The sequence below is a fragment of the Gimesia chilikensis genome, assembly GCF_007744075.1.
Taxonomy (GTDB): domain Bacteria; phylum Planctomycetota; class Planctomycetia; order Planctomycetales; family Planctomycetaceae; genus Gimesia; species Gimesia chilikensis_A.
Genome location: NZ_CP036266.1, coordinates 2,303,527 through 2,318,028, shown reverse-complemented (window position 1 = coordinate 2,318,028; position 14,502 = coordinate 2,303,527). Strand labels below are relative to the sequence as shown.

Below are 14,502 nucleotides of genomic sequence, written 5' to 3'. Positions count from 1 at the left end.
TCTGTTCTTCGTTTGAGCTCCGCTCTTGTAATGCCGTGCTGCATTGTGCAGGATAAGTAACACCACAAAGCGATCTTGTGACCAGTCCTTATCATTTCTGGAGACTCAGAGATGCATCAGCTGCTTCCAGAGAGATCCCGTTGCGCGACCCGACTTTGCCCCCGCTTGTTCGCTGTTTTGCTGGCCAGTTTGAGCACCGCCGGCCTCTTCGCCCAGGGCTTTGCGCCCTCAGAAGCGGTGAAACAGATGACAGTCGCGGCAGGATATGAAGTGGAACTGGTCGCCTCTGAACCACTGGTCAGACAACCGGTCTCCATTGACTTTGACGACCGGGGCCGTCTCTGGGTCATTCAGTATCTGCAGTACCCCAACCCCGCAGGTCTGAAACGGGTCAAGGTCGATCAACACACCCGCTCTCAATACGACCGGGTTCCCGAGCCTCCGCCACATGGCCCTCGGGGCGCCGACCGACTGACGATCCTGGAAGACACCGATCACGACGGACGCTTCGACCAGGCACACGACTTTGTAGACGGTCTGAATCTCGCCTCCGGGTTTGCTCTCGGGAATGGCGGCGTCTACGTATTGCAGGCGCCCTACCTGCTCTTCTACCCGGACCGCAACCGCGATGACAAGCCTGATGGAAATCCCGAAGTGCTGCTCAAAGGCTTCGGTATGGATGACGCGAGCGCCGTCGCGAATTCACTGACCTGGGGACCGGACGGCTGGCTCTACGGCTGCCAGGGGAGCACCGTCACCGCCCGGATTCGCGGCGTCAAATTCGTGCAGGCCATCTGGCGCTATCACCCCCGCACGAAAGTATTCGAGCTCTTCGCCGAAGGGGGCGGCAACATGTGGGGGCTCGACTTCGATCGTCAGGGCAATCTACTGGCCAGTACCAACCTGGGCGGCTTCGTCCTGCTGCACATCGTCCAGGAAGGCTACTACTGGAAACAGTTCTCCAAGCACGGCCCGTTACGGAATCCGTATACGTTCGGTTATTTCGATCATGCCCCTCATAAGAATTTCAAGGGCGGACACGTTACCGTGGGAGGCACCATCTATCAGGGGATCCTGTTTCCCGAAGCACTGCACGGCAAGTACATCAGCGGCAATCTGCTGGGCCATGAAATCCAGTATCACAGTCTGATCCCCGACGGCACCACGTTTCGTACTGAGCACGGAGCCACGTTCGTCCAGGCGAACGACAGCTGGTTCGCTCCCACCGATCTGACCGTCGGCCCCGCGGGTGCAGTCTACTTCACAGACTGGCACGACAAACGCACTGCCCATCCCAATCCCGACGCCGACTGGGATCGCAGTAACGGTCGCATCTACCGTCTCAAACCCCAAGGCAGCAAACTGGAACCGACACTGCAGGTCCATGAATTAAGCAGCGAACGCCTGATCGAACTTTTACAGCAGCCCAATGAATGGTACGTCCGCGCTGCCCGCCGCGAACTGATCACCCGTAAAGACCCTCAGGTTCCAGACAAGCTCAAAAGTCTGCTGACAGAAAAACGCAGCGACCACCAGGCACTGCAACTGCTCTGGACGCTCGCGTCGCTCGACGCACTGGATGAAACAACCGCGGTGCACATGCTTCAACATAAGGATACCTCCGTCCGCAGCTGGACCATTCGGCTGCTGGGCGATCGACGCACCGTTTCTCCCGAGATCGCCCAACATTTGATCCAGTTCGCTCGGACCGACGCCAGTCCCCAGGTCCGCAGCCAGCTCGCCTCCACCGCCGCCCGGCTCCCCGCTGATCCCGCGCTGGCCATCGCAGCGCACATTCTGAACCGGAACCTCGATCAGGCCGATCCCTTTATTCCGTTACTCCTCTGGTGGGCCATTGAAAAACAGGCCCTCTCCGCCATCGATGAAATCGAACAACGTTTTGTGACATCCGCAGCCTGGCAGCAGCCCTTTGTCAGTCAGGTCATTCAGCCACGCCTGATGAAACGCTACGCTGCCGCTGCCACACCGCGCACACTCCAGGTCTGTCAACGGCTGCTGGCGACCGCTCCAGAGTCACAACAGGCTGATCTGCTGCAGGCCCTCGACGCCGGTCTGGCACTCTCAGGACAGGGACAGCTCAAACCAGACCAGGTGCCAGGCAAACTCGCGGAGCAACTCTCCACGCAATGGCAGGCCCATCCCGAAGACCTCGTGCTCATGCAACTCAACGCCCGACTCGGCAATCCCGCCGTCCTGCAGCAGGCACTCGAAATTGTCGTCAATGAGGATCTGCCACTAGCCCAGCGCACCACAATGCTCAAATTCCTGCAGCAGTTCGGCAACGAAACAGTCATCGCCCCCCTGCTCCCGCTGCTGCAACCCGATCAACCCGCTTCGCTCCGACAGCAGGCCATGCTCGTTCTGTCCCGCTATGCCGATGACCGCATCAGCCAGGCACTGCTCAAATCGTATCCCGACTACGATGTTTCTTCACGAACTCAGGCCCGTCGCGTCCTCTTCACCCGTCAGCCCTGGGCCCTTGCGTTTCTTAGACAGGTCGATGAGGGAAAGCTGCCGGCAGGCGATCTCGATCTGCAGGAACTGACAACACTCAACAGCCTGGGGAACAAAACCATCACCGAACTCACCGCGAAGCACTGGGGACAGATCAACCAGAGGGATTCGCAGCACAAGATCACCGAGATCCGCCGCGTCCGTTTTCTGTTGAAGCATCCAGGAAATGCGCAGCGCGGCAGTCAGCTGTTCCAGAAACAATGTGGCACCTGTCATCAGCTGCACGGCACCGGCAATAAGCTCGGCCCCGACCTCACCACCGCCAACCGGGGCGATTTAAATTATCTGCTGGAGAGCATCATTGATCCCAATCAATTCGTCCGCAAAGAGTATGTGGCCTCGATCGTCATTACCCGCGACGGACGCGTCATCACCGGAATCATTAAATCAGACGAACCCGCACAGATCCGCATCGCCAACAACAAAAACGAACTGACCACCATTCGACGGGACGACATCGAAGAAATCCACGATTCCCCCGTCTCACTGATGCCGGAAAAAATCCTCAAACAGCTCAGCGAGCAGGAACTGCAGGATCTGTTCGCCTATCTGCAGGGACCGCCTCCGAAAAAACTCTGAAATCGCCGCGCACACGCATCGATAGATTTAAATATATTGAATCATCACTACGGTTCTGTTATATTAAGATTCTTAATATATTGTGCCTGCCTTACGTGAAAATCAGTTTCCCCTGCGATTTTCCCCGACACATTCGGAGCCCGCCACATGACTGCCAACCGACTCACGGATTGCATTGTACTGCTGGCGCTGAGCCTCTGTGGAACCGCTCCCCTCTCTGCAGCGGATTCGGTCGATTATCTCAAGCAGATCAAGCCATTGCTCCGCACGAAATGTCAGTCTTGCCACGGTGCCTTAAAACAGAATTCCAGCTTTCGCGTCGACACCGCTGAGTTCCTCCGTAAAGGGGGCGACTCCGGTCCCGGCTTCGAACCAGGCAAGGCGGATGACAGTCTGCTGCTGGGCGTACTGACCGGTGACGCCGGCTTCAAGATGCCACCTGAAGGAGCCGGCAAACCGCTCACCCTGGATGAACTGGCCCTGTTCCGCCAGTGGATCAACGCCGGTGCCCCCGCTCCGGAAAATGAAGTCCCCGAACAGGATCCGCGACAGTTCTGGTCTTACCAGACGCCGGTCAAACCAGCGGTCCCCAAGGTCAAAAACAAAGCCTGGGTGCGTAACGAAATCGACGCCTTCCTCGCTGCGGATCACGAACAACACAATCTGGTCCCCCGCCCTCCCGCAGAACCGGCCGTCCTGCTCCGACGTCTGTACCTCGACCTCACTGGCCTCCCCCCTACGACGGCAGAGCTGGAAGCTTTCCTCGCCGATCCTTCCGAAGAAGCCTACATCGCAACGGTCGACAAGCTGCTCGCCAGCCCCCGCTACGGGGAACGCTGGGGACGGCACTGGATGGACGTCTGGCGGTACAGCGACTGGTACGGCTCCCGCGGAATCAACGAGATCCGCTACAGCCAGCGGCACATCTGGCGCTGGCGCGACTGGATCGTCGAATCCGTCAATGCTGACAAGCCCTATGACCGGATGATCGTCGAGATGCTGGCCGGCGATGAACTCGAACCGGACAATCCCGATGTCGTCCGGGCCACCGGCTTCCTGGGTCGCAACTGGTACAAGTTCGACCGCAACGTCTGGATGTTCGATACCGTCGAGCACACGTCCGTCGCCTTCCTGGGACTGACGATGAAATGCGCCCGCTGCCACGATCACAAATACGATCCCCTGGATCAGGTTGAATACTATCGCTTCCGCGCTTTCTTCGAGCCACACAATGTTCGTACCGATGCCCTCTCAGGCACGGTCGACAAGGAAAAAGATGCCACGCTGGGCATGGTTCTTAAAGACGGCCTCGCACGTGTGTATGACAAGGAACTGGAACAGCCCACCTATCTCTTCCAGCGCGGCGATGATCGTCAGCCCGACAAAGAACATCCCCTCACCCCCGCGGTCCCGGTAAACCTCACCAAAGAACCGGTAACCATCAAGCCCGTCGAACTCCCCCTGGCCAGCTATTACCCGGCGCTGCGTCCTGATATCCTCAAAGAAAAAGTGCAGCAGGCCGAGCAGGAAATCAAATCCGCAGAAGCAGCACTGCACAAGTCCGACACCACCATCCAGCAGGTCGAGCAACAACTGGCCGACCTGCAACAGGGATCTGCGATAGAGACCGACGCGCGTCCCGCGATCATCAACGAACGTTTCCAGCAGCCGAACCCCGATCTCTGGCAAACCGTCTCGGGCAAATGGGAGTACATCGACGGCTGTCTGCGACAGACCAATACCGGCGCCTTTCGGACCATGGTTTCCCAGATTGATCTGCCACTGAATTTCCAGGGGCGGCTGCGTTACAAAACCCTGGAGCCGGGTCAGATCCATTCGGTCGGTCTCTTCTTTGATGCCGTCGACCTCCGCGATGCCCAGGCGATCTACACCGCGATCAGCAACAACAAACCGACCGTGCAGGCCTTCCACCGCACAGCAGGCCGCGAGTCGTATCCCCGGGCCGGCATCTTCCCCTGTGAAATTGAACTCAACAAAGAGGTCGTTCTCGATTTTGTCGTGGAAGGCCAGCAGCTCAACGTCTGGCTCGACGGCAAACTGAAACTGGCTTACACGATGCCCATCCCCCGCCAGGCCGGTAAGTTCGCCCTCTGGAATCACTCGGCCCACTCAGAATTTTACGAGCTGCGGATCGAACCGCTGGCCCCTGGCTTTCAACTCGCCCAGTCCGTGAAAGAAGACCGGCGTTCCCCCTTCGCGGCCCCTTCGAAAGACAATTTGCAGCAGGATCTCACGCTCGCTCAGGCAGCACGCGAGATCGCCGAACTGAATGTGCAACTGCAACAGGCCGAGCTGAAATCACTTCGGGCACGGATCGCCGCCGAACAGGCGAAAATCAAAGAGGCCGCTGATTATGAAACGCTCGCAAAAACGGCCAGCCTCCGTGAACGGGAAGCCGCAGCCGTTCAGGCGTCTCTCGCGGTCAAACAGGCACAGCGGGATCTGGCAACTCTGCCCGCATCCACAGGAGACCAGCCCGACAAAAAACGGACCGCGGCCGAACAGAAAGTCGCGGCTGCTGAGAAAAATCTGCAGACAGCCCAGGCAGCCGTTAAAAAAGAAGACACGAAATACACGCCACTGGGAGAAACGTTCCCCCGCACCAGTACCGGCCGCCGCCTGGCCCTGGCCCGCTGGATTGCCGATGAACAGAACCCGCGTACCGCACGGGTCGCCGTGAATCACATCTGGCTGCGTCATTTCAACCAGGCCCTGGTTCCCTCCGTCGCCAACTTCGGTTTGAACGGACGGCTGCCTACGCATCCGGAACTGCTCGACTGGCTGGCGGTCACATTTATGGAACAGGGCTGGCAGATGAAACCCCTGCATCGCCAGATCGTACTCTCCACTGCTTACCGCATGAGTTCGGCTCCCGGAGAATCTGAATCGAACCGGGCCACTGATCCCAACAATCGTTATCTCTGGCGGATGAACTCCCGCCGCATGGAGGCAGAAATGGTCCGCGACAGCCTGCTCGCCACCGCGGGGACCCTCGATGAAACCCGGGGCGGACCGGAACTCGATGAAAAGCAGGGAGAGACCATTCACCGCCGCAGTCTCTACTTCCGCAACACTCCCAACGAAAAAATGGAATTCCTGGAGCTCTTCGATCTGGCCAACCCGAACGCCTGCTACGAACGGCTCGTAAGCGTCGTGCCACAGCAGGCACTCGCCCTGACCAACAGCTCCCTGTCACTCGATCAGGCCCGCCTGCTGGCAGAACAACTCGATAAAACAACGAAAACCGATGCCGCGTTTATCCAGGCGGCCTTCAAACAGATTCTCTCCCGTCCCGCGACGGCAGCAGAGATCACCGCCTGCACGAATTTTTTAGAGCGACATACCAGTCTGCTCCAGCAGCAGGAGCAGCAGCAGTTTCCCGGCGGAGGGACTTCGAAACGTCCACCTGCCGCCGATCCCAGACAACGGGCCCGCGAGAACCTGGTCCATGTCCTCTACAGCCATAACGATTTTGTCACCGTCCGTTAATCCCGAAACTCACAGCGAAACGAATCACATTCAGGAACTCAGCCATGTCTGACCAAACACCCTCTAACTGGTTCAACTCCTGCGGCCGTGTCTCGCGACGTTCGTTTCTGAACAACGCCAGCCTGGGACTGACGGGCATCGCCCTGGCGGACCTGTTGCAACGTGAAAGTTCGTCTGGTAACGCGGTGCAGGCAGCAGAATCGGCCATCATCAACGGACAGCCGCACTTCGCCCCCAAAGCCAAATCGGTGATCTGGTATTTCATGCTGGGCGGCACAAGCCACATGGAAAGTTTCGACCCCAAGCCCGCCCTCAACAAGCATGCAGGCAAGACGATCGGCGATACTGAATACAACGACCTGGTCACCAACTCCCCCTACTATCGCAAAAACGTGCGCGACTTCGGCGGCAAGCCCCGCAAGCTGATGGCTCAGCTCTATCCCCTCCAGGTCGGCTATCGCAAACGGGGTGAGAGTGGCATTGAAATCAGCGACTGGTGGGAGCATGTCGGAAGCTGCGCCGATGATCTGGCCGTCGTCCGTTCAATGTGGACCACCGACAATGATCACGCGGCTCAGCTCCAGTTTCACACGGGCCGCCACATCTTTGACGGCTTCTTCCCTTCAATCGGCTCGTGGGTGCACTACGGGCTGGGATCACTGAATGACAATCTGCCTCAGTTCGTGGTGATGGGCACGCCCCCCGGCGACTGTTGCGGCGGAACCGGCGCCCATGATGGCAGCTACCTGGGCCCGGAACATTCCGGGGTGAAGATGTCCGTCAATCCGAGCAATCCACTCCCCTTCGGCACTCCGGGCAGCAAAGTTTCCCGCGAAGAACGCCGCGGTCAGCTGGAACTCTTAAGCGAACTGAATACGCTCGCCGGCGCCGCTTATCCCGACGATGCCGAAATGCGGGCCCGGATCAAATCCTATGAACTCGCCTTCCGCATGCAGATGGCCGTCCCCGAAGTCGTCAACATCAGCGAGGAAACCCCCGCCACCCAGAACCTGTATGGCCTCGATAATAAAGAAACCCAACGCGTCGGCCAGCAGTCCTTGATTGCCCGCCGACTGGTGGAACGGGGGGTCCGCTTTGTGCAGATCTATGATGGTGGCTGGGACGCACATTCCAAACTCAAGCAGAACCACAGCCAGCGGATCGGCCAGGTCGACAAACCGATCGCCGGCCTGCTCAAAGACCTCAAGCAGCGGGGTCTGCTCGATGAAACCCTGGTCGTCTGGGCCACCGAGTTCGGTCGCACCCCCGGCTCCGAACGGTCAGACGGACGCGATCATCATCCCTACGGCTTCTCGATCTGGATGGCCGGCGGTGGCATCAAACAAGGTGTCACACACGGCGCCACCGACGAAATCGGCTTCCACGCGGTCGAACACCGACATTACGTGACCGACCTGCACGCCACCATCCTGCATCAGCTGGGACTCAATCACCACAGCCTGGAAGTCCCCGGCCACAAACGCCTCGAAATCGACTTCGGCGAACCGATCAAAGAGATCATCGCTTAAGCGAAACCTGAATACATATTTTTCCTGCCTGATTTTTATAGATAGCTCCGCGTTTACCATGTTACAAACCAACCTGCGACAATCGGTCAGCAGAATCCTGCTCAGCGGAACCGCCCTGTTCTGGCTGGCGTGCGTCCCGCTGACTGTCAGTGCCGCGCCTCCGAACCTGGTGGGCGTCTTTCCTCTCAGCTGCCCCGCCGGTGCCTCCACGAACATCAAGCTGAAGGGCAAGCAGCTCACAGACATCCGTCTCGCCCAACTGACTGCCCCCGGCGTCTCGATCAAAGTCATCAACGACCAGAGTCTGCAGATCACCGTTCCCGCAGAAACACCGCCCGGCGATTACGACCTCCGCGTCTTGACCAGCCAGGGACTGAGCCAGCCTCACGTCGTGCAGATCACCGCCTGGCCCACGATCACCGCAGACGAACAGGCCGACACCCCGGATTCCGCTGAGACGTTGAAAATACCAGGGGGAGTCGACGCTCGTTTCGATCACACTGGAGACATCGACTGGTACGCCTTCCCCGACACTGCAGGTCAAACCATCACGATTCGCTGCCGTTCCCGATCGCTGGGAGGCTCAGCCGAACCGCTGTTCACACTCAGTGCCCCCAGCGGAGAAGAGATCGCGTTCGCTTCCGCAGCAGAACTGGAACCAGCTCTACATCTGAAACTGCCCGAGACAGGCACCTACCGCATCAAGGTCTTCGAACGCGCTTACCGCAGTGATGCGAACAGTGCCTACCATCTTTCGGTCAACACCGGACCACGCCTGCTGGCCGCGTTTCCCGCACTGATCCCCGCCAGTAAACCGAGCCAGCTCCGCATTCAAGGACTCGACCTGCCCGGCGTGGCAGAGGATTCCACACAACTCCTGCAGCAGAAAACCATCTCTGTTGATCCAGCTACAGACACGGATGCAACACAGTCAGTTTCATTCGCTGCCACAAGTCCCCTCTCGCAAGGTCTGTGGTTGCAACTTCCCCACACAGCAGGATCCGTGAGGCTGATGACTACCGACACACCGATCGTCGTCGATCAGGATCCGGAGAATCACTCGCAGACAACGGCACAAGAGATCAAGATTCCCTGTGACATCGCCGGCCAGTTTCCCCAACCGCGCGATCTGGACTGGTACCGGTTCACCGCTGAGAAGGGACAACAGTTAAGTCTCGCCGCTTTTGGTGAACGGCTGGGACAACGCATGGATCTCGAACTTTCCCTCTTCGACGACAAAGGCAAGCTGCTCCTGAATCTCTCAGATCAGAAACAGGCCAAAGGTGACGCCACTCCTGTCTCGGCTGCTTCTCTGGATCCGGAAGGAACCTGGAAGGCTCCCCAGTCGGGCACGTTCTATCTGCTGGTACGTGACCTGTATGGCGTGAGCTTGGGCGGCTTTGAGCGACAGTACCGGGTGCGTATCACAAACAGAGTGCCGGACTTTCGCGTCTTCGCTTACCCGGGTGAGTTGGAGCGGAAACACGGAACCACGTTACATCCGGGGGGACACACGCACGTCGCGCTCTACGTTGACCGACAGCATGGGTTTGACAAACCCGTCCACATTCACGCCGTCGATCTCCCCGAGGGGCTGACTGCCGACGATGTCATCATCCCCAAACACCAGTCAGCAGCAGTGCTTTCGATTCAGACGGACCGCAGTCTGAAACCAGATATTCTCAACCTGAAACTCCAGGCAACGTCCGAGGATCAGCAGCTGATCCGCAAAGTCCAGCCTATGACTGTCACTGATGCCGGCAACTTCACACAAGTAAACACACTCGCAGCAGGTATCGCTGAACCAGCCCCTGTTGTGTTGACGATCTCACCACCACAACAACCGCTGACCGTGGGTGGTAAACTGGAACTGGTAGCGAAGTTGGAAACCGGTGATTCATCGATTTCATCGCCCATCGAATTGAAGTGGCATACGGTAATGGTCGATGCCAAACAGAAGAGCGTCCCCTTATTCAAGCCCACGAAATCGATCCCCCCCACTCAAACCAAGAGTGAACTGACAGCCATCCTGTCAGATAAACTGCAGCCGGGAGAGTATCTTCTCTGGCTGTCCGCCACCACCAAAGTGGAGTTCTCACCTGCAGCAGATCAGAAACAGAAAAAAGCAAAACCGGTTCCCGTCTCGATTGTGACCAACGTCATCACACTCAAAGTGGAACCAGAACAGAACCCGAAAAAACCAAAGCAGAAATAGTCATCAGACTCGTATACACAGTCCTGCCGATCGGCATTTGCCTGTGATACTCGATGAATTAGAATCTGAGATACGATGAAATTATTCAAAGCAAATATAACCGGAACCAGAGTTATCAGTAGCCTGGGTGCGTTCCTGCTCACGATCTGTTGTTGCAGTCCTATGCTGCTGTCTGCGGAAACGGAATTCAAACCGGTCAAAATCACTCCCGAAGCCACTGTCCGGATGAAAGTCTGGCCGGAACGCATCCACCTGCGGGGACGCGACAGTCGCCAGCAACTGCTGGTCACAGGCATCACCGCAGCAGAGACCACACACGACCTGACCCGTGCGGTCCGCTTCCATTTCAAAGATCCTCAGCTGGCGACCATCGATGCCGCCGGGGTACTCACTCCCCGGGCTACTGGGAAAACGGAGCTCCAGATCAAATGGGGTTCTCACACGAAATCCATTCCCATCGAGGTTGAAGAGGGGGAAACCTATCTCCCGCTCGATTTCACCAACGATATCGCTCCCATCCTGACTCGCCAGGGTTGTAACGGCGGCGGCTGTCACGGTAAATCTGGTGGACGCGGTGGATTCCAGCTCTCGCTGTTCGGCTTCCAGCCTGAACAGGATTACGAATGGGTCACCCGTGATATCCGCGGTCGGCGGATTTTTCCCGCTTCCCCTGAAGATTCGCTGCTGCTTCGCAAAGCCACTATGAAAATCCCGCACGGGGGCGGGAAGCGACTCGAAGAAAGCAGCCCGGAATATGCCCGCCTGGTCCGTTGGATTGAAGCCAATACCCCACACGGTCCGGCAGATGCCCCCGAGCTGGTCAAGCTGACCGTAGAACCTGAATTCGAATCGCTGGGACACAATGAACAACAACAACTGACCGGCACCGCGCATTATTCGGATGGCTCCAGACGCGATGTCACGCCGCTGGTGGAATTCCGCTCCAATGATACGTCCGTCGGCACCGTCGATGAACGAGGCCTGGTCACCTCACTGGAACGGACCGGCGAAACCTCGGTACTGGCACTCTACCAGGGTGAAGTCTCCGTCGCGAAAATCCTGGTCCCCTCGACTGAGCAACCAGAGTCCTGGCCCGACTTTCCGATAGCGAACTTCATTGACGAACATATCCAGCGCAAGCTCAAAGTGCTGCAGGTGCCCCCTTCCCCTCTGGCCGATGACGCGACATTTATCCGCAGGGCGTCGCTGCAGATTGCTGGACGCATCCCGACTCCCGATGAGGTCGAGTCCTATGCGAACAGCACTGATCCCGATAAACGCAATAAGCTGATCGCACGGCTGGTCCGATCCGGGGACTACGCCGATCACTTCGCCCAGAAATGGTCCGACCTTTTACGGAACAAACGCCGGGGCCAGAAACCGCGTCAACCCGGGACAATCGCCTTTCACCGCTGGCTGCGAAACAAGATCGCCGCTAATGTCCCCTACGATGAAATGGTGCGCGGCGTATTGACGGCGACCGGGGATGTTTCAGTCAATCCCCCGGCCCAGTGGTATGCGGAAGTCCGTTACCTGGATCGGTACGTGGATGACATGGCCCAGGTCTTTCTCGGTCTGCGGATCGGCTGTGCCCGCTGCCATCATCATCCGTTCGAGAAATATAGTCAGCAGGATTACTACGGGCTGGCGGCTTTCTTCAGCCGGGTCAATCGGACCGGTGGCACAGGCGTCGCCGAGCGACGAGCCAACGAAATGATCTCCGTCAAACAGACCGGGCAGGTCAAACATCCTGTCACCGGAGAAGTCGTACCACCCCATGGACTGGGAGGACCGGACCTGGAGATCCCGCCTTTCGAAGATCCCCGGCACTACCTGGTTGACTGGATGACCCAACCAGATAACCCCTACTTTGCCCGGGCTTTCGTGAACCGGATGTGGGCCCATTTCTTCGGTCGCGGCCTGGTGCATCCCCTCGATGACCTGCGAGTCACCAATCCCGCCGCCAACGAGCCGCTTCTGGCAGAACTGGCGGAGGAATTCACTCGCTCCGGCTATGACATGCGGCATATCGTGGAGCTGATCTGCACGAGCAGCACCTACCAGTTGAGCTCACACGCCAACGAGATCAACCTGGAAGAAACGCAGAACTACGCCCGCTTTTACCCGCAGCGAATCTCGGCTGAGGTCCTGCTGGACGCGATCGACGATGTTACCGATTCGCCTACACGATTCAGCGGCCTCCCCAAAACCACGCGGGCCCTGCAACTGCCCGACGAAGATTACTCCAATCAGTTCCTGACGCTCTTCGGTCGCCCCAAACGCGAAAGTGCCTGCGAATGCGAACGGGTTTCGGAACCGAGCCTCTCGCAATCCTTGTTTGTGATGAATAATGGTTTCGTGCTCTCCAAAGCGACGGGGCCCTACGCGGTCGACCTGGCGAAAGACAAACGCGAGGCAGAACGCAAAGTTCGGGCACTGTTCCTGAAGACCCTCTCCCGCGAACCGACACCGCAGGAGACTAAAAACGCGCTGAAATATATCGCCAGCGAAAAAGATCAGAAGACCGCCTTCGGCAATCTGATCTGGACGCTGGTCAACACCAAAGAATTTCTGTTTGTCCATTAACTCACGAGACAACACGACACGCTTCAATTTGAACTGTGGATAGAACCATGAACAGCAAACCGATGCAGCCTTGTCCCGGCCCTGTGGGTCGGCGGGAATTTCTGAAAATTGGCGGACTCGGTCTGGGCGCGCTCTCTGGCGGCTTTGATCCCAACCTGACGCGTCTGCTGGCGGGAGAACAGAGTCCAGCCGGGCTCAACAAGGATTTTTCCGTCATCCTGCTCTGGGCCAACGGCGGCCCCAGCCATATCGATACCTTCGACATGAAACCGCTGGCCCCCTCAGAATACCGGGGGGAATTCAGTCCGATCAAAACCAACGTCCCCGGCATGGAGATCTGTCAGCTGCTGCCGAACCTGGCCCAAATGGCGGACAAGTTTTCGATCGTCCGCAGTCTGCACCACAACCGGAATGAACACTCGGGCGGCACCTGTCGATTTCTCTCAGGCTATACACCGACCGCGGCCAATCCCGGTGATGCGGAGTATCCCGAAATGGGATCGGTCGTCGCCAGCCAGCTCGAACACCAGGTCCGCGACATTCCCCTGTTTATCGCCAACACCAAATTTTACGGCGGAGGTCCGGCTTACCTGGGACCGGCTTACAGTCCGTTCATGTTCAGCGGTGATCCCAACAGTTCGAAATTCTCAGTTGACAATCTTTCCGTCAACGATTCCGCTGCAGCAGCTCTTAAAAAACGTAATCAGTTGCTGAGCCAGTTCGATACGTTCCGCCGTGAACTGGATAAGAGCGGTTCGATGTCCGCGCTGGACAAGTTCAACAATCGGGCGCTGGCCATGCTGACCAGTGACCGGACGAGCAAAGCCTTTGACCTCTCGGCTGAACCGGAGGCGCTTCGCGACGAATACGGGCGGACCACCTGGGGACAGGGCTTACTGCTGGCCCGTCGGCTGGTGGAATCGGGCGTCAGGCTGGTCCAGTTGCAGGCCAGCTTCCGACTCTCCAAAAAAGCGGGCCGCACCAGTAATTGGGACGATCATTCTGTCAACGCCGACATCTTCCAGGCATACCGGGAACGCATGCCCGTCTTCGACCAGGCGGTTCCCGCCCTGATCAATGACCTGCAGCGCCGGGGACTGGATCAGAATGTCCTGTTCATCTTCTGCGGTGAATTCGGCCGCACCCCGCTGGTCCGAAATCAGGACAAAAGCAAACGCCCCGGTCGCGACCACTGGTGCCGGGCTATGAGTATCTTCCTGGCCGGGGGAGGACTCAAAATGGGCCAGGCAATCGGTGCGACCAATGCCAAAGGGGAACATCCCGTCGATCGCGTCATGAACAGTAATGATCTACTGGCAACGATTTATCAAAAGTTCGGCATCGATACGCACCAGGCCTACTACGACAATACCGGCCGCCCAATCCCGATCCTGACTGACGGCAAACCGATTCCTGAGCTGCTCTAAAGCGACTTAATCACTCCGTAGCATATCCGCGACGCCTCTCCCAGATTCCCGGGACAATTGTGAGATTGTCCACTCATCTCCTCTGAATCCCTGACCACAACAGGAGAAATCCTGATGAACA

The 14,502-nt window shown here is 57.9% G+C and carries 6 protein-coding genes; all 6 read left to right on the top strand.

The window, feature by feature from the left end; translation table 11 throughout:
- Positions 1-111 precede the first annotated feature (111 nt).
- The 6 genes from HG66A1_RS08855 (at position 112) to HG66A1_RS08830 (ending at position 14,381) form a co-directional block, all read left to right on the top strand.
- Positions 112-3,114, top strand: a complete 3,003-nt coding sequence (locus tag HG66A1_RS08855) for a PVC-type heme-binding CxxCH protein (protein ID WP_145182271.1) — start codon at positions 112-114, stop codon at positions 3,112-3,114.
- A 147-nt stretch (positions 3,115-3,261) separates the two neighbouring features.
- Positions 3,262-6,624 (top strand): DUF1553 domain-containing protein, encoded by a 3,363-nt coding sequence (locus tag HG66A1_RS08850; RefSeq protein ID WP_145182268.1) that lies wholly within the window; start codon positions 3,262-3,264, stop codon positions 6,622-6,624.
- Between the two features lie 44 nt (positions 6,625-6,668).
- Entirely contained in the window at positions 6,669-8,153 is a 1,485-nt protein-coding gene (locus HG66A1_RS08845; protein ID WP_145182266.1) for a DUF1501 domain-containing protein, read from the top strand.
- 58 nt (positions 8,154-8,211) lie between these two features.
- A complete protein-coding gene (locus tag HG66A1_RS08840; RefSeq protein ID WP_145182263.1) occupies positions 8,212-10,368 on the top strand; it encodes a PPC domain-containing protein in 2,157 nt (718 codons plus the stop codon).
- Between the two features lie 75 nt (positions 10,369-10,443).
- A complete protein-coding gene (locus HG66A1_RS08835) occupies positions 10,444-12,954 on the top strand; it encodes a DUF1549 and DUF1553 domain-containing protein (protein ID WP_145182260.1) in 2,511 nt (836 codons plus the stop codon).
- A 47-nt stretch (positions 12,955-13,001) separates the two neighbouring features.
- Positions 13,002-14,381 carry a DUF1501 domain-containing protein gene (locus tag HG66A1_RS08830; protein ID WP_145182258.1) on the top strand — a complete coding sequence of 460 codons (1,380 nt, stop codon included), beginning with the start codon at positions 13,002-13,004 and terminating at the stop codon, positions 14,379-14,381.
- Positions 14,382-14,502 lie beyond the last annotated feature (121 nt).

Excerpts from the sequence above, each read along its gene's own strand:
- HG66A1_RS08835 (WP_145182260.1), top strand. The coding sequence starts at position 10,444 with ATGAAATTATTCAAAGCAAATATAACCGGAACCAGAGTTATCAGTAGC.
- HG66A1_RS08850 (WP_145182268.1), top strand. The coding sequence starts at position 3,262 with ATGACTGCCAACCGACTCACGGATTGCATTGTACTGCTGGCGCTGAGC.
- HG66A1_RS08845 (WP_145182266.1), top strand. The coding sequence starts at position 6,669 with ATGTCTGACCAAACACCCTCTAACTGGTTCAACTCCTGCGGCCGTGTC.
- HG66A1_RS08840 (WP_145182263.1), top strand. The coding sequence starts at position 8,212 with ATGTTACAAACCAACCTGCGACAATCGGTCAGCAGAATCCTGCTCAGC.
- HG66A1_RS08830 (WP_145182258.1), top strand. The coding sequence starts at position 13,002 with ATGAACAGCAAACCGATGCAGCCTTGTCCCGGCCCTGTGGGTCGGCGG.
- HG66A1_RS08855 (WP_145182271.1), top strand. The coding sequence starts at position 112 with ATGCATCAGCTGCTTCCAGAGAGATCCCGTTGCGCGACCCGACTTTGC.